The organism is Phycisphaeraceae bacterium, assembly GCA_019636735.1.
In the GTDB taxonomy this organism is placed as follows: Bacteria; Planctomycetota; Phycisphaerae; order Phycisphaerales; family SM1A02; genus VGXK01.
Map to the genome: position 1 here is coordinate 192,228 of JAHBWY010000007.1, position 25,496 is coordinate 217,723.

22 protein-coding genes are annotated in these 25,496 nt (G+C 66.1%); 15 read left to right on the forward strand and 7 right to left on the reverse strand.

Annotated features, from left to right (window positions below):
- Positions 1–57: 57 nt before the first annotated feature.
- The 10 genes from KF724_11280 (at position 58) to KF724_11325 (ending at position 11,033) form a co-directional block, all read left to right on the forward strand.
- The gene (locus tag KF724_11280; GenBank protein ID MBX3356264.1) at positions 58–528 is read left to right on the forward strand and encodes a Na+/H+ antiporter subunit E; all 471 of its coding nucleotides are present in this window, start codon (positions 58–60) and stop codon (positions 526–528) included.
- On the forward strand, positions 525–860 hold the full coding sequence (locus KF724_11285; protein ID MBX3356265.1) for a hypothetical protein: 336 nt from the start codon (positions 525–527) through the stop codon (positions 858–860). Before KF724_11280 ends, KF724_11285 begins: the two co-directional genes overlap by 4 nt.
- Entirely contained in the window at positions 860–1,177 is a 318-nt protein-coding gene (locus tag KF724_11290; GenBank protein MBX3356266.1) for a monovalent cation/H(+) antiporter subunit G, read from the forward strand. Before KF724_11285 ends, KF724_11290 begins: the two co-directional genes overlap by 1 nt.
- Complete coding sequence (locus KF724_11295) at positions 1,174–2,115, forward strand: DUF4040 domain-containing protein (protein MBX3356267.1); 942 nt, start codon at positions 1,174–1,176, stop codon at positions 2,113–2,115. The genes KF724_11290 and KF724_11295 overlap by 4 nt, the downstream gene beginning before the upstream one ends.
- The gene (locus KF724_11300) at positions 2,112–2,465 is read left to right on the forward strand and encodes an NADH-quinone oxidoreductase subunit K (GenBank protein MBX3356268.1); all 354 of its coding nucleotides are present in this window, start codon (positions 2,112–2,114) and stop codon (positions 2,463–2,465) included. The genes KF724_11295 and KF724_11300 overlap by 4 nt, the downstream gene beginning before the upstream one ends.
- A gap of 2 nt (positions 2,466–2,467) precedes the next feature.
- The gene (locus KF724_11305; protein ID MBX3356269.1) at positions 2,468–3,991 is read left to right on the forward strand and encodes a hypothetical protein; all 1,524 of its coding nucleotides are present in this window, start codon (positions 2,468–2,470) and stop codon (positions 3,989–3,991) included.
- On the forward strand, positions 3,988–5,604 hold the full coding sequence (locus KF724_11310) for a hypothetical protein (protein ID MBX3356270.1): 1,617 nt from the start codon (positions 3,988–3,990) through the stop codon (positions 5,602–5,604). The genes KF724_11305 and KF724_11310 overlap by 4 nt, the downstream gene beginning before the upstream one ends.
- 156 nt (positions 5,605–5,760) lie before the next feature.
- Positions 5,761–6,879, forward strand: coding sequence for an efflux RND transporter periplasmic adaptor subunit (locus tag KF724_11315; protein ID MBX3356271.1), 1,119 nt, complete (start codon positions 5,761–5,763; stop codon positions 6,877–6,879).
- Complete coding sequence (locus tag KF724_11320) at positions 6,876–9,962, forward strand: efflux RND transporter permease subunit (GenBank protein ID MBX3356272.1); 3,087 nt, start codon at positions 6,876–6,878, stop codon at positions 9,960–9,962. The genes KF724_11315 and KF724_11320 overlap by 4 nt, the downstream gene beginning before the upstream one ends.
- A gap of 87 nt (positions 9,963–10,049) precedes the next feature.
- On the forward strand, positions 10,050–11,033 hold the full coding sequence (locus KF724_11325; protein ID MBX3356273.1) for an asparaginase: 984 nt from the start codon (positions 10,050–10,052) through the stop codon (positions 11,031–11,033).
- Between the two features lie 34 nt (positions 11,034–11,067).
- Here KF724_11325 and KF724_11330 read toward each other — a convergent pair whose 3' ends face one another.
- The 4 genes from KF724_11330 to KF724_11345 form a co-directional block, all read right to left on the reverse strand.
- Positions 11,068–12,000 (reverse strand): hypothetical protein, encoded by a 933-nt coding sequence (locus KF724_11330; protein ID MBX3356274.1) that lies wholly within the window; start codon positions 11,998–12,000, stop codon positions 11,068–11,070.
- A gap of 30 nt (positions 12,001–12,030) precedes the next feature.
- Positions 12,031–12,420 (reverse strand): GntR family transcriptional regulator, encoded by a 390-nt coding sequence (locus tag KF724_11335; GenBank protein ID MBX3356275.1) that lies wholly within the window; start codon positions 12,418–12,420, stop codon positions 12,031–12,033.
- 84 nt (positions 12,421–12,504) lie between these two features.
- The gene (locus KF724_11340) at positions 12,505–13,386 is read right to left on the reverse strand and encodes a hypothetical protein (GenBank protein MBX3356276.1); all 882 of its coding nucleotides are present in this window, start codon (positions 13,384–13,386) and stop codon (positions 12,505–12,507) included.
- 6 nt (positions 13,387–13,392) lie between these two features.
- Positions 13,393–13,935 carry a hypothetical protein gene (locus KF724_11345; protein MBX3356277.1) on the reverse strand — a complete coding sequence of 181 codons (543 nt, stop codon included), beginning with the start codon at positions 13,933–13,935 and terminating at the stop codon, positions 13,393–13,395.
- Positions 13,936–14,152: 217 nt separating this feature from the next.
- Here KF724_11345 and KF724_11350 point away from each other — a divergent pair, with 217 nt between their 5' ends.
- Together KF724_11350 and KF724_11355 are read left to right on the forward strand one after the other, a co-directional pair.
- Positions 14,153–16,642, forward strand: coding sequence for a response regulator (locus KF724_11350; GenBank protein ID MBX3356278.1), 2,490 nt, complete (start codon positions 14,153–14,155; stop codon positions 16,640–16,642).
- An 18-nt stretch (positions 16,643–16,660) separates the two neighbouring features.
- A complete protein-coding gene (locus KF724_11355) occupies positions 16,661–18,445 on the forward strand; it encodes a cation:proton antiporter (GenBank protein ID MBX3356279.1) in 1,785 nt (594 codons plus the stop codon).
- Between the two features lie 24 nt (positions 18,446–18,469).
- Here KF724_11355 and KF724_11360 read toward each other — a convergent pair whose 3' ends face one another.
- Together KF724_11360 and KF724_11365 are read right to left on the reverse strand one after the other, a co-directional pair.
- Positions 18,470–18,835 carry a CrcB family protein gene (locus KF724_11360; GenBank protein ID MBX3356280.1) on the reverse strand — a complete coding sequence of 122 codons (366 nt, stop codon included), beginning with the start codon at positions 18,833–18,835 and terminating at the stop codon, positions 18,470–18,472.
- Between the two features lie 11 nt (positions 18,836–18,846).
- Complete coding sequence (locus KF724_11365; protein ID MBX3356281.1) at positions 18,847–20,511, reverse strand: Na/Pi cotransporter family protein; 1,665 nt, start codon at positions 20,509–20,511, stop codon at positions 18,847–18,849.
- A 26-nt stretch (positions 20,512–20,537) separates the two neighbouring features.
- Between KF724_11365 and otsB the strand changes: the two genes are divergently transcribed.
- From otsB to KF724_11380, 3 genes are all read left to right on the forward strand, one after another.
- Positions 20,538–23,135: a trehalose-phosphatase gene (gene otsB, locus KF724_11370; protein ID MBX3356282.1), complete on the forward strand. Its 2,598-nt coding sequence runs from the start codon at positions 20,538–20,540 to the stop codon at positions 23,133–23,135.
- A gap of 348 nt (positions 23,136–23,483) precedes the next feature.
- A complete protein-coding gene (gene rpmE / locus KF724_11375) occupies positions 23,484–23,729 on the forward strand; it encodes a 50S ribosomal protein L31 (protein ID MBX3356283.1) in 246 nt (81 codons plus the stop codon).
- 111 nt (positions 23,730–23,840) lie between these two features.
- Complete coding sequence (locus KF724_11380; protein MBX3356284.1) at positions 23,841–24,920, forward strand: PCRF domain-containing protein; 1,080 nt, start codon at positions 23,841–23,843, stop codon at positions 24,918–24,920.
- 65 nt (positions 24,921–24,985) lie between these two features.
- On the opposite strand, the gene KF724_11385 is transcribed toward KF724_11380, so the two are convergent.
- The gene (locus KF724_11385) at positions 24,986–25,486 is read right to left on the reverse strand and encodes a hypothetical protein (GenBank protein ID MBX3356285.1); all 501 of its coding nucleotides are present in this window, start codon (positions 25,484–25,486) and stop codon (positions 24,986–24,988) included.
- Positions 25,487–25,496: the final 10 nt, after the last annotated feature.

Sequence of the window (25,496 nt, forward strand, 5' to 3'; positions counted from 1 at the left end):
CGCGGAGCCCTCGGGCGATGGCTGCTTTTCCTAGGGCTCTGGGCGGTGCTCATCGGAGTGCCCTCCACAGATCTCGGCGCACCATCGTGGTTCCGGAGCGTTCTGCCCGATCTGATCGCGGGTGCCATCGTCGCGGCAGTATCGGCATGGCTGAGCCTTCACCTTCTGCCGCCTCGGCGAGGCCGCGGCGCATGGGCGGCTCGCGCTCGAGTCGTCGGGCGCTTCTTCACTCAACTGGTGCGAGCGGGAGTGGAGGTCGCGTGGCTTGCGATGAAGCCGCGACTGGCGCTGCGTCCCGGATGCGTGGAGTTTCGGAGCGGGCTTGAGGAGCCGCTTGAACGGGCGGCGTTCGCGGGCATGTCAAGCCTCGTGCCGGGCACGCTTGCGGTTGACCCGCCCGAGGGCGATCCGTGGCGCATCCACTGCTTGGATGTCAACGCACCGGTGGTCGAGAGCCTCCGGATGGACGAAGCACTCTTCGACCAAGCCCGTCGGCGGACGGCCCTCAAGAGGGAGCGTCTGTCTTGAACACCTTCCTCCTGGTCATGGCGGCGGTGATCCTCGCGACCGTCGCGCTCGGCGTGATTCGAGTGATCCGTGGCCCCTCCCGCAGCGATCGCGCCGTTGCGGTTCAACTCCTCGCGACAGGCGGAATGGCGGCGATCCTTCTCGGCGGCAGCGCCGTGGGTTCGCAAGGTGCGATTGACACATCGCTCATCCTCGCCGTGCTCGCTCCGTTTCTGATGACCGCCGTGTCGCGCGAGCGGCGGACACGACATCGCGGAACGGCGGAGCGAACCCCAGGTTCGCAGCGAGTTGAGCCCGGCGCGGAGGCGAGGGTTCACGGAGGCGGCGCATGATGAGCGGCCTTGCAGACCTCCTGACGATCGTCGCCGTCTCGGCTGGAGCGTTCTTCTTCCTTGCCGGTTCGCTTGGCTTTCTGCGCTTTCCCGATCCGCTCTCTCGCCTGCACGCCGTGACGAAGGCGGACACGCTCGGCCTCGGGCTGATCATCGTGGGTCTCCTTCCGACGGTTGACCATCCGCTCACGGCCGTGAAGATGCTCCTCGTGTGGGTCGCCGCGCTGGTTGCTGCCGCGACCATCGGCCCGCTCGCCGGACAGTTGGCCCGAGAGGACCTCGACACACCGATGTTCGATGGAGACCGCACACCGTGACCGGCTCGCATCTCCTCGATGGTGCACTGGCCATTCTCATGTCGGCGCTCGCGTGGTGGAGCGTGACGGCGCGAAGCGGCTTCGCATCGCTCACCGGCTTCATCGCCTATGGCTCGCTGCTGATGCTGGCGTGGATGAGGTTGCGCGCGCCCGATGTCGCCATGACCGAGGGTGCGATTTCGACCGGTCTTTCGGGACTTGTCTTCTTTCGGGCGCTCTCGCGATCTGAAGGTCAGGCGCGTTCGGTCGATCCGGTCCGGCCGGCGCTTCCGGTGCGCGGGGCCGCCGCCGTCCTGTGCGGAGTCATCGCCGCAGGAGTGGCGTGGGTGGTGCTGCAACCATCGTCGCCGGCGCCGACCCTGGCCACCACCGCCGCCGAACAACTGCCGAGGCTCGGTCTTGGCAACCCGGTGAATGGCGTGCTGCTTGGCTTTCGAGCACTTGACACCCTGCTTGAGAAGGTGGTCCTCCTCCTCGCGCTGATCGGAGTCTGGTCACTGGCTGCTTCAGGCGCGTCCCCCGGCGCACCGCGCGTGGCCGCGGAGCCTTCGCATGGGTCGATCACCTTGCTCGGACGAGTGCTGCCGCCGATCGGACTTCTCTTCGCGTTCTATCTTCTCTGGAACAGTGCCGACCATCCGGGCGGCGCCTTCGCGAGCGCGGCCATTCTCACCGCTATGGCTCTGCTCCTCCTGATGACAGGCATCATCCGACTGCCTTCGATCGCGTCGCGCGGATTGCGCCTCTCGGTCATCGCGGGTCCGGTGGTCTTCATCGTCGTGGCCTTTGCCGGAATCGTGACCACGCGCGCCTTCCTCGCCTACCCCGACGCGTGGGCGAAGGCGCTCATCATCGCCATCGAAGTGCCACTCACTATCTCCGTTGCGGTGATGCTCGCGCTCCTTGTTGCAGGCCCCCCGGTGGAGCGCACCGCTTGATCGACACACCCACCATCATGGGGATCGGCGCCGCGGCGCTCATAGGGATTGGGCTCTACGGCGTCATCGTGCCCGTCTCGTACCTGCGCCGCATCGTGGCGTGCAACATTCTCGGCGGCGGGATCTTCCTCCTCTTCGGAGTCATCGCCCGCCGCGGCGCCGACGGCGCGTTCGCAGCCGATCCCGTGCCGCAGGCGTTTGTCATCACCGGCATGGTCGTCGCGTTCGCCGCCACCGTTCTTGCCGTCACGCTGCTTGAGCGCCTGACCGAAGGCGTTTCGGCGGAGAGCGCCGAGCCGCAGAAGGGCGCCATCGACACGGAACCGGCGCAGGGAGCGGATGAGTCGTGACGATGGACCCCGGCCATCTCCTGGTCCTCACCCTGATGACGCCCGTCGTTGGAGCGCTTCTCTCGTTCATGTCCGGTGATCGGGGCGCCGCGCGCGTGGCCATCGGGGCCGCCATCGTCGGACTCGGCATCTCCTTCGCCACAGCGACGGTGATCGTGCGAAGTGACGCACCACTCACCTGCGCGGTGGGCGGATGGCAGCCGCCCCTCGGGATTCTCCTGCGCGCCGATGGGCTCTCCGCGGCGATGATGGTCACCGCATCGCTGATCGTCCTCGCGGTGTCGATCGCGGTCATGGGCGACTCGGCCCGAAAGCATGGAGCGCATGAGCGTCGCCAGGCTCGAGCGTTCTGGCTTCTCTCTCAGGGGCTCGCCGCGGCCCTCATGGCGGTCTTCCTCTGCAGCGACTTCTTCAGCCTCTATGTCGCGATCGAGCTGCTGACCTTCGCCGCAGTACCGCTGGTCTCACTCGAAGGATCCTCGAAGACGATCTCGGCGGCACTTCGCTACCTGCTCTTTGCGCTGCTGGGCTCGATGGCCTACTTGCTCGGAACCGCCCTGCTGTACGGCTCATTCGGCACGCTGGACCTCGGGCTGATCGCCGAGGCGATGAGCGGCGGAGCGCCCCTCCCCGCTCCGATCGCTCTCGCGGTCGCGCTCATGGTTGCAGGGTTGCTCGCCAAGACGGCGCTCGTTCCCCTTCACCTCTGGCTTCCGGCGGCGCATGGTGGTGCGCCACCGAGCTCCAGTGCGCTCCTCTCCTCGCTGGTCGTCAAGGGATCGTTCTTCATTCTCGTGCGGCTCTGGTTCGATGCACTGCCTTCGGCGCCGCTCACCGAGGGCGCGATTCTTCTCGGGGCGCTCGGGTCACTCGCCATTCTTCATGGCAGCGTCATGGCTCTTCGCCAGGCGCGCCTGAAGATGTTGATCGCCTACTCGACGATTGCCCAGATCGGTTACCTCTTCCTTGTCTTTCCGCTGGCGGCGCCTGGAGCGGCTCTCGCCCAGCACGGCGATGACCTCCAGAGTGCGGCGCTGGCCGGGGGCATGCTCCAGGCGATCTCGCATGCCTTTGCGAAGGCAGCGATGTTCCTTGGCGCAGGAGTGCTTGCCGGCCTCTGCGGAAGCGATCGACTCGATGCGCTGCGAGGCATCGCACAGCGAGCACCCATGACCATCTTCGCGATGGCACTTGCTGGATTCTCCCTGATCGGTCTTCCCCCCTCGGGTGGATTCTGGGCCAAGTGGCGCCTGCTCACCGCATCAGTCGAGAGCGGCCAGTGGTGGTGGGCCGTCGTGATTCTCATCGGCGGCATGCTGGCGGTCGGTTACATCACGCGAATCCTGACGATCTCCCTCGACCGCAGCGCCGCGCCACGACCCTCGCGCGATCGTCGAGTGACACTCGGCGAGATTGTCACCCTTGCGCTCGCCCTCACTTCGTTCCTTCTCGGCATTCTCGCGTTCACCTCGATCAAGGTGCTCTTCATCGGACGGCCCCTCATCGAGGCAGGAGTGACGCCATGATGCTCGCGTCTCTCCTCGCACCGGCGCTGCTGGCGCTCGCGTGCCTGAGCGCCGAGATCAGGCGTCGGGCGATGGGCCTGCTCTGGTTGGCGCCGCTTCCCGCCATCGCCGCAGCGCTGTGGTCCGATGGGGCCGATCACTTCATCGGTGAGGGGCGGCTCCAGGTGATGCTCACGATGGGCGGGCCGCGTCGCCTTCTTCTCGGCGCAATCGCCCTGCTCTGGGCTCTCGCCGGCGGCTTTGCCTGGGCCTCGATGGGGCGCGATCCACATCGAGGGCGCTTTGCCGTCGCGTGGCTGCTCTCCTTGACCGGGTGCCTCGGCGTCTTTGTTGCCGGTGACCTGATCTCCTTCTACCTGCTCTTTTCGCTGTCAAGCCTCGCAGCGTATGTGCTCGTGATTCACGATCACACTCCGGCAGCGCGGCGTGCGGCTAACGCATACCTCGCGCTGACGATCTTCGGAGAGGCTTTCCTGTTGCTCGCCTTCATCATGCTGGCGTCCAATGCAAGCGATGGTTCGATCCTGATTCGCGAAGTGGTGCAGGCGCTGCCCGAGTCACCGAATCGAAGCGCCGTGCTGGTGCTGCTCATGCTCGGGTTCGGGATCAAGGCGGGACTCGTCCCGCTGCATGGCTGGCTTCCGCTTGCTCATCCGGCGGCGCCGACGCCGGCGAGCGCCGTGTTGAGCGGCGCGATCATCAAGACCGGCATCATCGGTTTCCTCCTCCTTCTGCCGCTCGATCATGCCCTGCCCTCCTGGGGGATGGCGCTGCTGGTGATCGGCTTCATCACCGCGATCGCGGGTGTGGTCATTGGCGTCACGCAGTCGTCGCCGAAGACGATTCTCGCGTACTCAAGCGTGAGCCAGATGGGGGTGACCGCGGCGCTGATCGGCGCGGGGGCCATGGCTGGCGCGAGTGCGGTCAGCGAAGCAGCGGCCTTCTACGCCATGCATCATGTCCTCACGAAGGGCGCCCTCTTCCTTGCCGTGGGGCTCATCGCGTCGGTCGCGTTGCACCAGCGCTGGTGGATCATCGCGCCCTGCCTGATTCTCTCACTGAGCTTCGCGGGCATGCCGTTCACGGGCGGCTTCCTCGCCAAGGAGGCGACCAAGCCGTGGTTCACGGGGAATCTCGTGGCCCTGCTTGCCACCGTGTCGAGCGTCGGCAGCGCATTTCTCATGCTCCACTTCATGCACCACCTTGTCCGCGTGCCTGCGCGTTCAACACCGCCAATGCGCCTTGGCGGAATGACCACTCCCTGGGCCCTTGCCGCCATCGCCGCCGTGGCGCTGCCGTGGATGCTGATGCACTCCGTGCTGCGCAGCGAACCGGGCGCTCTCATCACACCTGCGACACTCTGGTCGGCATCGTGGCCGGTGATGATCGGCGGCGCAGTCGCGTTCGCGTGGACGCGCCTCGCACCGTTCGCACCCGCCATTCCCGGCGGCGATGTCATTGTGTTCGGAGAAGCGGCCGCCGTGCGCCTCGTACGCGCAGCGCCTCAGGTTGAAAGGCTCGAAGGCGCATTGGGTCGATGGGCGGTCGGCGGCACCTTCTTCCTGTTGATCACCGTCCTCCTTGCGGCCGCCCTTCGCGGCGCCGCCCCATGATCGACCGGTGATTCGAGCGATCCGAGGCTTGCGACCTCGTGGTACAACGATTGCATCTTCAATGAGCGTCATGGCGAATGAGCGGATCCGTCCGAGCCGGTACCGAGTCACCGAGTCAGATCGCCAACGCTCCTTGATCACTTCCGAGAGGTCTTCATGAATGCGAGCTTCAATGCATCTCGAATCACCGGGCTCATCGTGGGTCTTGTGATCGCCGGTTCCGCCATCATCTGGGCGCTGACCCTTCGAGGTCGCGCGCCGGCAGAGCCCAAGGAGCCGATGGTCCGCCCGCTGCTGGTCGTCCCCGTCGGCACCTCCGGCGAGGTTGAGCGGCGCTTCCCCGCACGAGTTCGAGCAACTTCCGAAGCGAACCTCGCCTTTGAAGTGAGCGGCGTGGTCCGAACCCTGCCCATCGTTCGAGGTCAACGGGTCAAGTCTGGCGATCTGCTCGCGGAACTCGACCTTCGCGACTTCCAGAGTCGTCTTGCCTCGGCCGAAGCTTCTTTGGCCCAGCAGGTCGAAGAGGTCGCTCGGCGACAGCGCGCCTTCGACCAAGGCGCAGCCACAGAGATGGAGATGATCCGCGCGAGGGCTGCGCTCGACTCCGCCCAAGCAGCACGGGACATTGCCGTGAAGGCTCTTGAAGATGCGACGCTTCGGGCTCCCTTTGACGGCATCATTGCCGATGTCTTCGTCGATCAGTTCCAGAATGTCACAGCAGGGGCGGCGATTGCGCGCATCCAAGGGGGAGAGGGGATTCGCGTCGAGATCAATGTCGATGCCGGGCGGGTCGCTCTCGCGCGCACGCTCAACGAGCAGGCCGAGTACGCCGTGCGATTCGACTTTCTCCCCGAGCGCGAGTATCCGGTGAAGCTCGTGGAGTTCACAACCGAGGCCGATCGCGCAACGCAGACCTTTCGAGCCTTCTTCCAGCTAGAACCGCAGGGCGATGTCGTCATTCTCCCCGGAATGACGGCCACCCTGTTCGAGCGTCTCCCCCCGGCGCCCGGAACCGGCGGGTTCTCTGTCCCGCTGACTTCGGTGGTCCATGGTGATGGAGGCGGCGCCTTCGTCTGGGTGGTCGACGATTCGGGCCAAGGGGTGGCGTCGGTCAGGCAAGCGCCCGTTCAACTCGGCGAAGTCAACGACGACCGAGTCATGGTGACCGCCGGACTGACCCAGGGCCAGCGCATCGCGGCGGCCGGTGTCCATCACCTCGTCGATGGCCAGCGCGTTCGTCCGGTTGGCCAGGTCTCCCCTTCGGATCTGCAATGAACATTGCCGAAGCCACCATCCGGTTCCGGACCTTCTCGCTCATCGCCACGCTCGCGATGGTGGCCGGTGGTGTCTACGCCTACATGACGATGGGTCGGCTCGAAGATCCCGAGTTCACCATCAAAGAGGCGCTCATCATCACCCACTACCCTGGCGCCTCGGCGACAGAGGTGGCGGAGGAGGTGACCGACGCCATCGAGACGGCTGTGCAGCGCATGGGCCAGGTCGACCATGTCGAGAGCATTTCAGAGCCCGGTCGCTCGGTGGTGAAGGTGGTGATGCGCGATCGCTACGACGGCAACGCGCTGCCTCAGATCTGGGATGAATTGCGGCGTCGTGTCGATGATGCGGCTCGCACGCTGCCACCGGGAACTTCGGTTCCGCTTGTCCGGGACGATTTCGGGGATGTCTACGGCGTCTTCTATGCCATCTCCGGCGACGGTTTCCCCATGTCCACACTGGAGGAGTACGCCGAGACGCTTCGTCGCGAACTCCTGCTGGTCGAGGATGTGGGCAGCATCCAGCTCTTCGGCGTCCAGCCGGAAGTCGTCTTCGTCGAGTTCGCCACGGAGCGGATCGCCCAACTCGGTCTGGCCCCCGAGTTGCTGATTGCCTCGCTGGTCGGCCAGAACCTTGCCGTCGATGCGGGCGAGATCGTCGCCGGAAACCGCCGTCTGCGCGTTGAACCGACCGGGCAGTTCCGATCGGTCGAGGAGATCGGCGATCTCCTGATCCTGAACAACACGGCCGATGGCACGCGGCTCTATCTGCGCGACATTGCGACGATCACTCGGGGCTATGCCGACCCGCCGGCCAATCTGATGTTCTTCAACGGAGCGCCGGCGATCGGCGTTGCACTCTCGACGGTGTCGGGCGGCAATGTGGTCCGGATGGGTGACGCGGTCACCAGCCGCATGAAGGAACTCGAGGCGCAGATCCCCATCGGAGTTGAGATCGGCCTCGTGGCGCATCAGGCGGACACCGTCACGGCCGCAATCGATGTCTTCGTGACCAGTCTCGTTCAGGCGTTCGCGATCGTCATCGGCACGCTCATGATCTTCATGGGCCTTCGCAGCGGACTTATCATCGGCCTCGGCCTGGTGCTCACCGTGCTCGGCACCTTTGTCATCATGAAGGCAACCGGCGTGATGCTCGAGCGCGTCAGCCTCGGTGCCCTCGTCATCGCCCTCGCGCTCATGGTGGACAATGCCATCGTCATCGTCGACGGCATGCAGGGGCTCATGCAGCGCGGCATCAACGCGATCGAGGCGGCCTCTCGCGTGGTGCGGCAGACCGCGATGCCTCTGCTCGGAGCGACCTTCGTGGCCGTCTTCGCCTTCGCGGCGATCGGGCTCTCGCAGGATCGCACGGGTGAGTACACGGTTTCACTCTTCCTGGTGATGCTCTATTCGCTGATGTTGAGCTGGGTTCTCGCCATCACCATCACACCGCTGCTCGGCTTCTGGATGATGTCGGTGCCGAAGACACCCCAGAAGGAGCCGTTCACCGGCGCGGTCTTCCGCGGGTATCGACGCTTCCTCGACCTCTGCTTCCGCCATCGCATGGCGGTGCTCCTCGTCGTGCTCGGCCTGCTCATCAGCGCCGTCCTCGCCTTCCGTCATGTGGAGCGCAGCTTCTTCCCACCGTCGACGCGCCTCCAGTTCATGGTGCATTCGTGGGCGCCGCGCGGCACGGCCATCGAGGTCACGACGCGCGACGCGCTGGCCATGGCCGACACGATCATGGGGTTCGACGGCGTCACCGATGTGGCGACATTCGTCGGCGCAGGATCTCCACGCTTCCTATTGACCTACACACCGGAAGATCCAAGCCCCGCCTATGCCCTCACGCTCGTGTCGGTCGATGATCCGAGCGTGATCGGCCCGCTGCTCGCGAAGATCGAGCGGGATTTCCGCGAATCGTTCCCCGACCACTCGATCCTGGCCCGTCGCTTCTCCCTGGGCCCGTCGCATCTCCAGCGCATCCAGGTGCGCATTCGCGGCTCCGACCCCGAGGTTCTCCAGTCGATCAAGGGCGATGTCATGGCGGCATTCAGCGCCGATGCGGACATCGTCGATCTCAGCGACAACTGGCGGGAGCGCACACCACTGGTGGTGCCCGTCGTCAACGAGATTCATGCAAGAGATGCAGGGCTCACGCGGCGCGATATCGCGCAGGCAATCCGCTTCAGCACCGACGGCATTCAGGTGGGGCTCTATCGCGAGGGCGATGCCCTGCTGCCGATCATCGCGCGGCCGCGCCAGGGTGAACGGCAGACCATCGAGAGCGTGAGAGATGCGGAGATCTGGTCGCCGATTGCCTCGCGGCGCATTCCGCTGCGCCAAGTGGTCGGCGAGTTCAGAACCACGAGCGAGCACACCATCCACCATCGCCGCGACCGCCTCCCGACGATCACCGTGAAGGCCGATGCCGCCAGTGGAGATGCCGATGGTGCCGTGCGCCGTTTGATGCCGGCCGTGGCCGCGATCGCGCTGCCGCCGGGATACTCGATCGACTGGGGCGGCGAGTTCGAGGATTCAACCACCGCGCAGCGCTCGCTCGCCGGCAATCTCCCGCTGGTCGGCATCCTGATGGTGCTGACGGTGATCGCGCTCTTCAACGCCGTGCGGCCGCCGCTGATCGTCTTCACCGTGGTGCCTCTCGGCATCATTGGCGTCTCGTTCGGCCTGCTCGCCACCGGTCAGCCCTTCGGGTTCATGGCACTGCTCGGCTTCATGAGTCTGTCCGGCATGCTCATCAAGAACGCGATCGTGCTTCTCGATGAGATCGGCGTGCGCATCAAGGATTCGGACAACCCGTTGATGGCGATCCGAGAAGCGGGCGTCAGCCGTCTCTCGCCGGTCATGCTGGCCGCGTTCACCACCGTGCTCGGCATGATCCCCCTGCTTTCGGACGCCTTTTTCGTGGCGATGTCCGTCGCCATCATGGCGGGTCTCACCTTTGCCACCGTGCTGACACTGGTCGTTGTTCCCGTTCTCTACGCGGTGCTCTTCCGAGTGCAGGAACGACCCCGCATGACATCACCGCCTGCGACACCATCGGCAGAGCCCCGTCCGGAGTAGCTTGAAGAGGAGACAACGCCCTCGACTGGGGACGGCCAGCCCGAGAGCCCCACACCTCGATCGCCTCTCTCCCTGCGTCCACTCGCCATGTCCAAGCCCAAGCTGCTCTTTCTCTCACTCGGCGGAACAATCACGATGGTTCCAGGGGAGCGCGGCGGTGTCTCGCCCGCGCTCGGCGCCGAGGAACTGATCGCGTCGGTGCCCGGACTCGGCGAAGTGGCGAACATCGAAGCGCGATCGCCCCTGCGACTGCCGAGCCCCTCGCTCTCGATGGCGCACATGGTCTCTGTCGCAGAGGAGTTGAACCGCGCCTTCCAGGGTGATTTCGACGGTGCTGTGGTCATCCAGGGCACCGACACCATTGAGGAATCGGCCTTCATGCTCGATCTTCTGGTCAGCGGCGATCGCACCGTCGTGATGACTGGCGCGATGCGAAGCGCGGCGGCCCCCGGTGCCGATGGTCCGGCGAACCTGCTCGCCGCCGCCATCGTGGCCGGAAGCGAGCAGGCTCGCGGACAAGGCACTCTGGTGGTGCTGAACTACGACATTCACGCCGCTCGCTTCGTTCAGAAGTCGCACACGGCACTGCCCTCGGCGTTCCTCTCACCGCTGGTCGGTGAACTCGGTGTGGTCGTCGAGCGGGAGGCTCGCCTCTATGTTCGCGTGCCGCGCAATCCAACGCTGCCCGTGGCAGGCGGTGAGCCCGTGCCGATCGCCCTCGTCAAGATCGCCATGGGCGACGATGGCCGACTGCTCCGCGCGTTGCCAGATCTCGGCTTCAAGGGCTGCGTCATCGAGGGCATGGGAGCCGGCCATGTTCCCGCGCCCATGGCCGAGTGTGTCGGCCACCTGGCGGCGCGCATGCCCGTGGTTCTTGCATCGCGGGCAATGACCGGGCCGGTCTTCACACGAACCTACGGCTACGAGGGCGGCGAGATCGATCTCATCTCCCGCGGTGTCATTCCTGCGGGGTATCTCTCCGGTCTCAAGGCACGACTGCTCCTCGGGCTCGTGATGCGCTCGAACCAGGACCGCGCGGGAATCGATGCGGCGTTCGCGCCGTATCAGTGAGCCGCTGGCGACACCCGCGCCCCGCACGGCCAGGTCACGCCGAGCCCCCCACCGTTTCCACGCCGCGGGCCTGCTGGAGGCGCGCCCGCGCTTCGGCAATGCGGATCCGGTCGAAGGCGAACAGGCACCCGATGAACGCGCCAGCGACTCCGAGCATGCTGCCGCCGACTCCACCGATGAGGCCAATGGTCTCACCGGAGCCGACCGAGCCCCAGACGATGGCTCCGGCGAGGGCACCAAGAAATCCAGGAACCGCCACGCCAAGCAGCCAGAAGAGTGCGGTGACTTTGCGACGGCGATGCGTGCGATAGGCCTCGATGAGTTCCGCTTCCACGCCCGGCACGAGCGGCTCCGGCTCACTGTGGATGCGGCGGAGAGCCCAGGGCATGATCGCGAGCGTGAGCGTGCCGCACAGCGCCATGGTGCACATGGCCACGATCCAACGAACGCGCTCGACGCGGGCGACCTCGGCACTCTCTGAGAACGGCGCCATGCCTCGCGCTGCAATGGCCAGCATGATGAGCACGAGCGCGGCGGTGACGAGCGCCCACGCTCGGCGCGAGATCGGATTCTCCCGCTCCCGATTAGTGAGCATCGCCGTGCGAACCGGCTCGCTCCGGCCATCCGATCCATCGAGCGCGCCGCCCCACACCGGGTTCTTCGCCCGGATCGACGGCATCGCCAGCATGAACCAGAGGGGAAAGAAGAGGACCCATGCAGACCTCGCGGTCAGCGAGAGGGCGGGCGACGCCGACTGCACGGACGCCACGGTCAACCCTGCCCATGCGATCAGGCTGACGCCGGTGGCCACGGCGAGCACCATCACTCGCGAACGGACGAGGATGCGATCCTCGCGATTGGACACGCGCGTGGGCGTGAGCAGCACCACCACCATCGGCGAGAGAAGAAGCACCGGCGCAATCAGGAACACGATCATCCGCATGAAGATGTGAAGCGAGTCGGACATGACAAGGCCTCCTGTGATGATTGATCGGAGCTAGGCGGGCGACCAGATTCGCTCCAGCTGCCTCTCAAGCAGCCTTCGGGTCTCCGCTTTCGAGAGCCCGGCGATCTTGGCGTTGGTGAGCGCCGCGACGAGCGATGCTTCAACTCGACGGCGTTCCTGCTCCGGGGGGCCGGAGGGTCGTTCCACCGTCGCGATGACCACCGTGCCACGCCCTCGAGTGGAGGCGAGCAGGCCTGCATCGGTGAGCTCTCGATAGGCGCGGGCGACCGTGTTCAGATTGATCCCCAAGTCCGCAGCGAGCTGCCTCACCGGCGGAAGCTCATCACCCACCACGAGCTTGCCGCAGGCGATCAGCCCTCGCAGCTCGGAGACCAGCTGATCGTGGAGCGGAGCGGGACTCGCGAGCGAGACGGTGATCACATACCCATTGTATCAGTCTTTGATACACTTGCAAGCCCAATCCCAAGGCGTTGCCCCCCTGCCTCGCCGCCCCTCCAGTCCACTTCACGGGCCGAGCAGGGCGACGGCGACCATCGGGAAGCCGCAGCACGATCCGATGCTCACAAGCGGAAAGGCAAGGACGGCGAGGGCCGCCCGGGCCCCCGAGACGCGCTGCGCTTCGGCCACCATCGTCGCGGCGACAATGCACCACCAGACGGGAATCACGGGAATGGTGTAGCAACCCACACATGGAAGCGCCATCGCCAATGACATGGGCGCGCCGAAGCAGAGGCACTGGGTCGTTCGGTGCAGGCCCCGGGCCACGGACCCCGTCATCCGCAGAAGGCCGTGCGCCACGAGACACCAGAGCAGCAGGAGCAGTGCCGATGCCGCCGCCCAACAGATGACTACGACGAGCGACCGCCACACCATGTCAAGCACGCTCCCCGTCGTTATGAAGGCGCCCTGACCCACCATCATCAGGCCGGTCCAGCTTGCGCCGCCGATCGCAAAGCCGGCGCACAGGATGACGAGTGCAAAGAGAAAGCCCGACGACCGTTCAGGTGGAATCGAACGGATGTACCGCCGCGGTTCGCACATGGAGCGAAGGAGCATGGTGAACCACCCTCCGAAGGTCCAGCGCCGCCTGGGGTCGAACCATGGCATCACCTCGGGAGCGGTCTCCTCGTCCACCACTCCCTCGGCCGGAAGCAGTACGCACTCATCCATGGTGAGCGCTCGACCGCAGCGCACACACTCGAACGCCGGCGGCTCGAGATGGCCCTGTGGCGAAGTGCCGTAGTACGCCACCTGGCACTCCGGACAGCAGAAACGGATGCTGTTCGGAACGAACTCGAAGTCCGATGGGCGGAATGGCGCACCACACTCCGGGCAGCTTCTCGCCGAGATGTTCCAAAGCGGATAGTCGCAGGTCCGGCAACGCATGGGGCATCAGGAGAGTGTCGCCGTTCGCGCCGGGTTCGGTGTGAAGCAGCGGTCAACATCCGCCCGCACAGAAGCCCGGCTTGTCCAGATCAGAATGAACACGGGCAAGGCGGCGGACATCAACGCACCGAACATGATCGAAAGGACGGTGAGAATGATCATCGCTGTCGGGTTCATTCCCTGGAGCGACGCCTCATCAAGGTGGGCCATGGTGTTCATCCAACCGACCACCGATCCCAGCACGACAAGCGCCAGCTTGAAGCATGCCCACCACTTCAGAAGCGCGACGCCTCGACGCTTGCGCTGAAGGAGCCCGATTGAACCAACGAGCAGGAGCACCGCCGCAGCGAGCTCAGCCACACTCAGGACAATGGCCACACGGGAGCCGCCAGCCTGCACGGCAAAGGCCTGTTGAAACAAACTGGGCAGAAACAACGACACGCCTGTCACGACGACGATCGCCATCGCCGACTGGGCAAGCCCCAGCGTCGCCAGCACGATGCCGATGACGGCGATAGGCGTCGGCCACGATGGCGGTCGTGGAGCCATCGGTGCGCCGCGCGTGGTCGGCGGCGCGACCGGGATACTCGGCTGGTCCGAGGGGTTTGAGTTCGCCTCCACGGGCGCACTTTAACAGGTCCGCTTCCTCGGCTGGTCGAGTCGCAGGGCCAGCTCAGATCGCGCCACCGGCGCCACTCACACTGGCTTTGCAGTCGGAGGTCACCCAGCCAGAACCGGGCGATCTCCTCAGCCGATCCCCCACGAGATGCTGCGATCTCCTTTCCGTTCGCGCGCCCGTTCCGGACCGGCCGCATCCATCGCACGCCGTGCCTTCCTCGAGAGCACCGCCGCTGCATTGGTCGTGGCCGCCATCGTGCTCGTCTCGATCATTGGACTGTGGCGCACCAGCGAGAGGACCATTCTGCACCAGATGCATCAGGACTTGAGGACGCTTGCAGGAATCGCGGCCTCCACGATCGATCCAGAACTTCATCAGGCGCTCAGAAGTCCAGAACAGATCGACTCTCCGCTGTATGAGGCCGCGATTCGGGGTCTGCGAAGGGCGCAGGCCATGACCCCGGATGTCAAGTACATGTACACCATGGTCCAAGATGGGCCGCACATCCGATTCGTGCTCGACACTGCGCTGCCTGGAGATCATGACGGCGATGGGCGAGAGGACCGAGCGCAGGTGTGGGAGATCTACGACTCCCTGGAACCTGAACTCCTGATGGCGTTCGGAGGGCCCGGAGGCCCGGGCATGGCGACATCCAGTCGGCGACCTCACACCGACGAGTGGGGCACCTTCATGACGGGGTACGCGCCGATCCTTGACGCCGATGGCCATCAGATCGGCGTGGCGGGCGTCGACCTGAATGTGGACACCTTCTACGCCAACCTCCGCGAGCAGCGGCGCCAAGTGATGCTCGGGCTGATTCCGGCCGCCTTCCTGACGCTGGCCGTCGGCATCGGAGCCTTCATTCTCCGATGCCGCCATCAGATGGCGCTCCGCGCCGCCGAAGAGGGAGAGCGCCGCGCCATGGCGACGGCGGGCCGCCTCGCTGAGAGCGAGCGGCGTTTCCGAACCCTTGCCGACGGCGCTCCCATGCTTGTCTGGAGCGCCCGCGCGGATGGCTACTGCGACTTCGTGAACAAGCCGTGGTGCGACTTTGTTGGTGCTCGAACCGAAGACGAGGTCGGCGGAGGTTGGCTCACCCACATTCACGACGACGATGTCGCACGGGTCCGAGAGGAGTTCTTCGCGGCCGTCCGCGAGCAGCGTCAGTTCCTGTCGGAGTACAGGATCCGTCGTGCCGACGGCGAGTGGCGCCTCATCATCGACAAGGGCGTGCCACGCGAGGAGACTGGTGTCTTCGTCGGCCTCATTGGCGCCGGACTCGACATCACGGAGTTGCGCTTCGCCCAAGAGGAAATGAAGCGCGCCGTCGAGGCGGCCCAGGCCGCTGATCAGGCGAAGAGTGACTTCCTCGCCAACATGAGCCATGAGATTCGCACTCCGATCACCACGATTCTCGGATACACCGATCTCATCCGATCGTCGGAGGACCTCCGCCAAGAGGGCCTCACGGTCGATGATGCGCTCCGGTCCATTCGATCGGCCAGCGAACACCTCTTGACGGTCATCAACGATGTCCTCGACTTCTCGAAGATCGAAGCGGGCTTCATGCGCGTGGAGCGCATTGAGACGGACCTTCCCGCACTCCTCACCAGTTGCCTCGATCTCGTCCGCCTGAAGGCGAGGGAGAAGGGCCTCGCGCTCGAGCTGCGCTACGACTCGCCGATCCCCACTCGAGTCATGATCGATCCCACCCGATTGCGTCAGGTGGTCCTGAATCTCCTGAGCAACGCAGTCAAGTTCACGCGCGTCGGTGAAGTGCGGATGAAGTGCCGCTACTCCGGCGAACTCCTCTCGATCGAGATCGAGGACACGGGTGTTGGCCTCGCGCCGGCGCAGGCCAACAAGCTCTTCAAGCCCTTCTCACAGGCCGACTCTTCGGTCACCCGCACCCATGGTGGAACCGGCCTCGGCCTTGCGATCTGTCGGCGACTCGCGGAGCTGATGGGGGGAACCGTCCTCCTCGTTCGAAGCGAGCCCGGAGTCGGCTCGACTTTCGGTGTCCGGGTGGCGGCACCGATGTCATCGACCGCCACCTTGACGACGGCGCCGGCCGCATTTGAGTCAGTGACTCTCCCGGTCGGAATCCAAGCGCCGCGCGGGAGCACTGGCGAATCGGGCCATCGGATCGCGCCGACGAGTCCCGTCGGATCAGCCCTGCCGGGCGCATCCTCGGCGCGGCGCACGCTCAGGGGCCGGATTCTGCTGGTCGAGGACAGTGCCGACAACCGAAGGCTCATCGCTCACTATCTCGCCCGCGCCGGCGCGGAAGTCGTGCTCGCCGAGCATGGAGGTGTCGCCCTCGACCGGCTGAAGTCGGCCGAGGAGTCCGGCGCTCCGATCGATCTCGTCGTGACCGATCTCCAGATGCCCACGATGGACGGTCTGACCCTGATGCGCACGATCAGGAACTCGGGTTCGACGATCCCGATCGTCGCGCTCACGGCCCACGCTGTCGGAAAGGAGCGTGATCGTTGCCTGGTTGCCGGATGCAGCGACTTCACGACGAAGCCCATCGATCGCGATGCGCTGCTGTCGATCTGCGCCCGGTGGCTCGAAGCCAAGACGACTGCTCCGAACGCCGCGACGGCCTCTTCCCCCGAGGCCCCGCTGTGCTGACGCGCGGTAGCCTTCGGTGTGCACGATCTCGGCCTGCTCACCACGATCGCTGCCGGGTTCACCGCCGCGTGGATCTTCGGCGTCATCACCCAGCGCCTTGGGCTGTCGCCCATCGTCGGCTATCTGATCGCGGGCGTGCTCATCGGGCCCTCGACGCCCGGCTTGGTCGGCGACTCCGCGATCGCGCAGCAACTCGCCGAGATCGGCGTGATCCTCCTCATGTTCGCGGTTGGGCTTCACTTCCGCCCCCGCGATCTCCTCGCGGTCCGCAACATCGCAGTCCCCGGCGCCATCGTGCAGAGCGCCAGCGCGACTGTTGTGACCGCCATCGTCTTCGCGTGGTTTGGCTGGTCATGGATTGGTGGCGGCGTGCTCGGCATGGCCATGGCAGTGGCGAGCACCGTCGTTCTCATGCGTGTCCTGATGGATCGCGGCATGGTGACCTCCGTCCATGGTCGCGTGGCCATCGGATGGTTGATCGTCGAAGACATCTTCACCGTGGTCCTGCTCGTGATGCTGCCCGTGCTGGGACGGGCGTTGGGCACCTCGACCCTGCCCACGGTCGCCGCGCTCGGCGCTGACGAGGGAGGCACGCTCTCTACCGTCGCCACGCTGGGGTGGGCCATGGTGAAGCTCGCGGCGCTCGTCGCCATCATGTTTCTTGCGGGGTCACGCGTCGTTCCATGGATCCTCCTCCAGGTGGCTCGCCTGCGCTCGCGCGAGCTCTTTACGCTGACGGTGCTCGTGCTCTCGATCGGCATCGCCGTCGGCTCCGCGGCGTTCTTTGGCGCTTCGCTCGCCCTCGGCGCGTTTCTTGCGGGGATGGTCGTCGGCGCTTCGCCCACGAGCCATCAGGCCGGCGCCGACGCTCTTCCGATGCGCGACGCCTTCGCCGTCCTCTTCTTCGTCTCGGTCGGGATGCTCTTTGATCCGCGCTTCCTCTGGCAGGAACCATGGCTCGTGGCCGCAGCCCTCGGCGTGGTGCTCGTCGTCAAACCTGCGACGGCGCTCCTGCTCGTCGTCTGCCTGGGTCACTCGCTTCGGACGGGCTTGACCGTCGCGGTGGGCCTCGCCCAGATCGGAGAGTTCTCCTTCATCCTCGCGCATGTCGCGGTCGAGGCGGGGCTTCTTCCCGACGCGGGACGACAGGTCCTGGTGGCCGTGGCCATCATCTCGATCTCGCTGAACCCCATGACCTTCCGCTCGATCGGGTCCATCGAGCGCTGGGTGGAGCAACGGCCGCGACTTCATCGCTGGCTCGCCGGGCGCGCCGATCGACGCGGAGCCGCGCGCAACACCGCGATGGCCCAGCAGGTGGCCGAGACCACCAAGCCACTCGCCGTGATCGTGGGCTATGGCCCCGTCGGTCGCGTCGTCGATGCACTGCTGCGCGACGCGGGGATCGACACCGCGATCGTCGATCGCAACGCCGACACCATCTCGACCCTCGCGACGCAGGGCCGCATGGCCATCTTCGGCGATGCCGAGCGCCTGGAGATTCTCGAACATGCCGGCGTGCGACGGGCAGGTTCGATGATCATCACGCTTCCCAACTCCGGTGAAGTGATTCCCATGATCTTGCAGGCGCGCGAGCTCAATCCGGAGATCGACATCACGGTGCGCGCCAGATACCTCGGAGAGCGGGATGCCCTGCGCCGCGCGGGCGCGCGAACGGTCATCTTCGAGGAAGGTGAAGCGGGCATGGCAATCGCGCGCCAGGTGCTACGCCGTCGTGGGATCGATGCAGCCACCGAAGATCGCCTGGTCGCGTCATTGCGGCGCATGTGGTCGATCGAGCAGTAGCGTCCGAGTCGGCGACCACCGACATCAGGCAAAGACCGAACGACCGGCGAGCTTCATGCCCAGGAACGCACTGCCGAGGCAGAGGATGTTCGCGATGATCACATGTGCCGACGCCAGCCAATACTGGCGCTCTTCGAGCAGCATGATCGTGTCACGCGAAAACGCGGAGAAGGTGGTGAACCCCCCGAGGAGACCGACGAAGAGCGCCGTTCGATACTCCTCGCGGATGGCCGAGTCATGGAGCGCCCCGTGGGCATAGCCGGCGAGCGCGCAGCCCGCGACATTGACCGCCACCGTCCCGAACGGGAATCCGCTGCCGAGCAGTCGTGTCACTCCCGCGCCGATGCCCCAGCGAAGGAGGCCGCCGACCCCGGCTCCCGCAAAGATCATCAGCGCCAGTTTCAAGAGAGCCCCCTGTCGACCCGCTCGTGGTGCACCGCATCGTCGTCATGCACCAGTGAGGACCCTTCGGACGGCTCCTCAGGAGCGCTGCTGACCTGAGCTGGCACGAGATGATGCATGGTTCTCCAGAGGTGATAACACAGGCGATCGAGTCGAAGCAGAGTCTCCACACGCGCGATGGCTGCCTCTGCCGGGATCATGCCCTTGGCCGCCGAATCGAGCAGGACCAGCCGGCCATCCTTCCTGAGCACGGCGAGTTGCGCCGAGAGCGAGGCGGCCTGCTGCACGGCTGCTTCGCCACGCTCCCCGTCGTCGAGTGCCAGGTGAAGCATGGTTCGGGCGATGGTCACGGCGCTCGATATCTCGCTGCTTGCGACCCCCGTGATCGGGAGCGATGGCGGAGTCAGTTCCCGGAGAGTCACGAGAAGCCGTCTGAGGTGATCGGCCGCGTGAAACATCGATGCGGTGTCGCGCACTTCCGCCTCACTGTGCGCCGAGCGGGAAAACTGCGCGTGGAATCGCCCGACCTCTTCGAGCGCTCGGCGACACTCCTCGATGGCCTGCTCATGAATCCGCGACGGCGGCAGACCGCGATCGAGGGCATCGAGGCCGCACCGGGCCATGCGCCGAATGACCGCGCTCATCGCGCGCCGCGCCGCTTCGATGGCGACCGACCCCGTCACGGCGGTCAGTGAGGAGAGATGGCTGGTCATGGACTCCCGACGCTCGGGAATGATGCGCTCGATGGCTTTCGACAGCGGCCGCACGCAGGGCATGATCAGCAGGGTGCCCAAGCCATTGAATGCAGTGTGAAAGGCCGCGAGCGCGGTTGCGGGCGAGGCATGTTCCGCTTCCATGACATCGACCACGAGGCGCAGGAACACGGGAAGAATCAGGAACGCGACGACGCCCGTGACGACATTGAAGGTGATGTGCACCGCCGCCGTACGGACCGCCGGCACGGGCGCCCCGATGACGGCGATGACCGCTTTCGGAGTCGTCCCGATGTTCTGACCGATGACCAGAGCAGCGGCCTGTTCCATTGTGATCGCGCCGGTGGAGATCGCGACGATGGTCGTCGCGACCGCGGCACTCGAACTCTGCATGAGCACGGTCATCACAAAGCCGATGCCGACCATGATCAGCCGGCCCCCGACACCTTCACCCCCCACACCGGCCAGGTTGATCTGCGTGGCCAGGTGACTGATGCCCGACTGGAGCAGGTCGATGCCGATGAAGATGAGCGCAAACCCGGCGAGCGCATCACCGCCCGCACGAAGCCCCCCTCGACCCAGCAGGCGAAGCGCCACACCCGCGAGCACCAGCGGCGGCGCCAGCGTCCCGAGCGAGATCTTGAGTCCGAGCAATGAGACGATCCAGCCCGTGCTCGTCGTTCCGAGGTTCGAGCCCACGATCACGCCAATCGACTGCGGAAAGGTGAGCAGGCCCGCGCTGACGAAGCCGATCGTCGTGAGGGTCGTCGCCGTTGACGACTGCACCACGGCCGTCGCCGCAGCGCCCGCCGCAAGCCCGCTCCAGGGCCCTCGAATCACCCGCATCAGGACTTGTCGCAGCGAATCCCCGGCCATGGACTTCAATCCATCGCTCATCATGAGCATGCCGAGCAGAAAGAGGCCGATTCCTCCAAGCAGCGCCACGACCATCAGCGCAGAATACCCCTCACGAAGCCATGAGCGCCATTGAACACCAACTGCTGCGGATCGCGAGGACTCCACGACTTCTCATCGCGAGCGACTACGACGGCGTGCTTGCGCCCATCGTGGAGGACCCCGCCGAGGCTCGTCCGGCGCCGGGGGTTCCCTCGCTTCTCGCGGAGTTGGCGGCGATCCGACAGACCGATGTCGCGCTCATCAGCGGACGGCCGCTTCCCGAGCTCACGGCGTTGCTGGGCGACCTCTCCGGCGCCGGTGTGCACATGGTGGGCGGTCACGGCGCCGAATGGCCCGATGCCGATGATGATGATCGCGTGCGCTCCGCGGAGCATCGGCTGAAGCCGCTCATGCATCGGGCGGAGACGCTGCTTCGTTCATGGCGCGATGCACGCCTCGAGATCAAGTCGGCGTCGCTGGCACTGCACTACCGGCGCGTGGCCGAGGAGGCGGCACCGGAGTTCGTGGTGGCGGCGCGCGGACTCGCGCGCGGCGACGAGGGCGTGCGCGTGCTCGAAGGTCGCAAGGTCATCGAGTTCGTGCTCGAGGGCCTCGACAAGGGCGATGCGCTCCGACGCATCCGGGCCATGACCTCAGCGACTTCGGTGCTCTTCTTCGGCGATGATGTCACCGACGAGGACGCCTTCCGCGTGCTTGAACTCCAGGACAGCGGCGTGGCTGTGAACGGTCGTCGCCGCGGCGCTCACTTTGAGCTTCCCGATGTGCCGAGCGTCGTCCAGAGCCTCGAGCGCCTGCTCGAACTCCGGCGCGCGTGGGCCGACGACACCGAACCGACGGCGATCGATGCTCACGCCATCCTCTCCGATCAGCGGACTGCGGCGGTGGTCGATCCGCGCGGCGTCATCTGCTGGCTCTGCCTGCCGCAGATCGACTCTCCCCCGCTCTTTGCCTCGCTCCTCGGTCCGCGCCTGGGCGTCGGCTCGCAGCGATCGACCAGCGCCGGGCGCTTCTCGATTGTGCCCACGGATCCATCGCTGGCCTTGTCGGAGCCTCGGCAGTCATATCTGGGTCACTCGCTCATCCTGACGACCGAGTGGGGCCCTCACCTGCGCGTGACCGACTACCTCGACGGCTCGGGCGGGCGCCCCTTTCAGCGAGCCGGTCGAAGCGATCTTGTGCGCGTCATCGAGGGGCGAGGCCGTGTACGCATCGAGTTTGCGCCGCGGCCTGACTTCGGGCGCGTTCCGGCGACGCTCGACATCGTTCAGGGACAGGGCGTGGTCCTTCGTGGACTGAACGATCCCGTGGTGCTCCATGCGCCAGGTGTCTCGTGGACCATCGAACACGAAGGTTCCCATCAACTGGCGACGGCGGAGGTCGAACTCCAGGGCCAACCCGTGGTGCTCGAACTTCGATACGGCACCGGCACACTCCGCGCCGCGCAGGTGGCCGAGATCGATCGAAGGCGACAGACGGAGCGCTTCTGGTCGAGCTGGGTGAAGTCCCTTTCGCTTCCACCCGTCGCGCAGGAAGCGGTGACTCGAAGCGCCCTCTTGCTGAAGGCGCTGATTCACGGTCCGACGGGGGCGATTGCGGCGGCCGCCACCACGAGCCTGCCCGAGGTCCTCGGTGGTTCGCGCAACTGGGACTATCGCTTCTGCTGGCCGCGCGATGCCTCCCTCGCGGCGGCGGCGCTGCACCGCTTGGGGAACACCGGCCCGGCAATGCGCTTCCTCGACTGGATGCTGGGCATTCTCGACACCATCGGTTCACCCGAGCGACTCCGCCCGATCTACACGGTGCGCGGCCAGGACCTCGGCCCCGAAGGAGAGATCTCCGAACTCTCCGGATATGCCGAGAGTCGCCCGATCCGAATCGGGAACGCCGCGGCGCAGCAGGTGCAGCTCGATGTCTTCGGTCCGGTCTGCGACCTCGCATGGATGCTCGCGGCCGGAGGCGCGCCACTCTCGGCTGATCACCTGCGCCTGGTCGAGGCGATGGTGACCGCGGTCGAGCGGCGCTGGCGTGATCCTGACAGCGGAATCTGGGAGATTCGTGGCTCGCAGCGCCACTATGTCCACTCGAAGATCATGGCGTGGTACGCCGTCGATCGGGCGCTGCGCGTCGTCGATGCCATGCTTGGCGAGGATCGTCCGACATGGCGAGCCCTCCGAGAGGAGATCGGCAACGAGATCCTCTCGCGCGGCTGGAGCGACAGCCTCGGCGCCTTCACCATGGCGTACGAACTCATCGAGTTCGACGCGGGCGCACTTTGGGTCGGACTCAGCGGGTTTCTTCCGCCCGACGATGCGCGCTTCGCCGCCACCGTCGATGCCGTCACCAGGAACCTCCGCCGCGGCAAGGGCGTCCTGCGCTATCGCTTCGACGACGGTCTTCCCGGTCGCGAGGGCGGTTTCCTTCTCTGCCTCGGATGGCTCATCGAAGCGAACCTGCTCCTCGGTCGGCGTGCCGAAGCGGAGCGACTCTTCCAAGATCTTCTCGAGTGCGCGGGGCCACTCGGCATCATGGCGGAGCAATCCGAAGTGGGCAGTCATCGGGCGCTCGGCAACATTCCGCAGGCGTACTCCCATGTGGCAGTCATCAACGCCGCGGTCGCCCTCTCGGCGGGAGCAGCGCGGTCATCCGGTGCTCGATGAACGCCATGATCTCGATACCCTCGATACCTTCGATACCTTCGATACCTTCGACACCACCGATACCCCCGGCACCCTGACCCGCGCGCCAGCACGCGGGATCCTGCCCCGGCTCATCCGAACGCCAGCACGCGGGGTCCTGCCCCGGCTTATCCGAACGCCAGCACGCGGGATCCTGCCCCGGCTCATCCACACGCCAGCACGCGGGATCCTGCCCCGGCTTATCCGAACGCCAGCACGCGCAGTCTTCCCCTGGCCCCTTCCCCCCGCACGGCGAAGGAGCACCCTTGGCATGGCCCCGGCCTTTGGCTACCATGCCCGATTCCCCGTCACGGGGTATGGAGACCAGCGATGAAGAAGGAAGGCCATCCGAAGTACTACCACGACTGCAAGGTCTATTACCGTGGCCAGGTCGTCATGACCTGCGGCGCCACGGTGCCCGAACTGCATGTCGAAGTGTGGAGTGGTTCACACCCCTACTTCACCGGCCAGAAGGTCTTCGTCGACACCGCCGGTCGCGTCGAGCGCTTCCAGCGCAAGTTCGCCGGTGGCTACTTCAAGGGCAAGGAGAAGGCTCCCGCCCCCGCCAGGAAGTAGGTCGAGCGCCGCATCACCTGACCAGCCGCGTCCGTTCGGGCGCGGCTGTTGTGTTGGTGGCCGCCCTGCCGGGCCACTGCGACCGTCGCCTCCCTGGAGATTGCCCGCCGCGTGGCCGATCCCTCGCCCAACCTGATCCGGAAGCTCGATGAACTCCTCGCGGAGGACGATCGCCTTGCGCGTGAACTCTCCGATGAGGCGATCGTTGTGGACCATCGCGAGGTGCGCCGGCGCACCGTGCGGCGCAGCGCGATCGAGCCGATCGTCGTGCGCTATCGCCGGTGGAAGGCCCTTGAACAGGAGCGGCGCGACTGCGAGGAGGTCGCGCGCGATCCCGCCAGCGACATCGCCGCGCTGGCGAAGGAGGAGATTCCGCGCCTCCGAGAGGAGGCTCGCTCGCTGATCATCGATATCGAGCGCCAGTTCGTGAGTGCCGAGGACCTGGCGATTGGCAGCGTGATTCTCGAGGTCCGCGCGGGCGTGGGTGGATTGGAAGCGGCCCTCTGGGCGGGTGATCTGCTGGAGATGTACCGCCGCTTCGCCCAGAGGCGGGGCTGGCGCTTCGATGAGCTCGACCTGGCCCCGGGTGATGCCGGTGGCGTGACGCGCGCCATCGTGAGCGTGCGCGGGGAAGGCGTCTGGAGCGCCCTCGGGTACGAGGGAGGAACGCACCAGGTCAAGCGGGTGCCGGCGACCGAGGCTCAGGGGCGCGTGCACACTTCGACCGCCACCGTCGCGGTCCTTCCCGAGCCGGAGACCATCGAGAGCGAGGTCGATCCCGCCGAGGTGAAGGAGATCATCACCACGGCCCAGGGCCCCGGCGGTCAGAATGTGAACAAGGTCGCGACCGCCGTTCACCTCGTCCACCAGCCGACCGGCATCGAGGTCCATATGCAAGAGACCCGCTCGCAGGCGCAGAACCGGGAGAAGGCGTGGCGGCTTCTGCGGGCCCGAGTCCACGAGCGACGGGAACTGGAAGCAATCGCCGCGCGGCGCGAACAGCGGCGCAGCATGATCGGTTCCGGCGACCGCGCCGAGAAGATCAGGACCTACCGCTGGAAGGAGAACCTCGTCTCCGACCAACGGATCGAAGGTGCTCAGCGGCTCGACTCGATCATGTCAGGGGACCTCGACCCGCTCGTGTCGGCCCTGTCAGCGGTGGACCTTGCGGACCGCCTGGCTCGACTCTGACCCATCGAGCCCGATGTGGCCCTCGTCGCCAAAGGCGAGACGCTGCCCAGATGCCGCGGCCTCGCCTAGGCGCAATGCACCGCACGGAGGTATCGATCGAGCACGCGCCGGGTGAACTCATCGGCCGCTCGCTCGGTCTGCATCGGCCCTTCACCCCAGAGGGCCACGCGCGGATCAATGCACTCGGGGTCCATGCGGATCTCCCAGGCGTCATCGATGACCAGCGCCTGCGGGAGACGCGTGGCATAGAAGGCGGTTGCCGCATTCACGCCCGGCTCGCCGATCACCACGGCTGGGCGCTCAAGGAGCGCGGGTTCGTTCAGATACCACATGTCCGTGCAGACAAGCGGCAGCAGCGGACCATCGAGTTCATCAAGTTCCCGCGCCTGCCACGCGCGGATCTGTCGCACCAGGCGGTCGGCCAGGGGGCGATCGGCGACTTCCGCGCGGAGGTGAGCGCCGACCACCACCAGCAGCAGGCGATCGACCTCGATCGGTGCATCAGGGCGCAGCGCGGTGCGAGCCGCCTCGAACGCGAGATCGTCTCCGTGCGCATCTGGAGTCATAGGGCGGGAA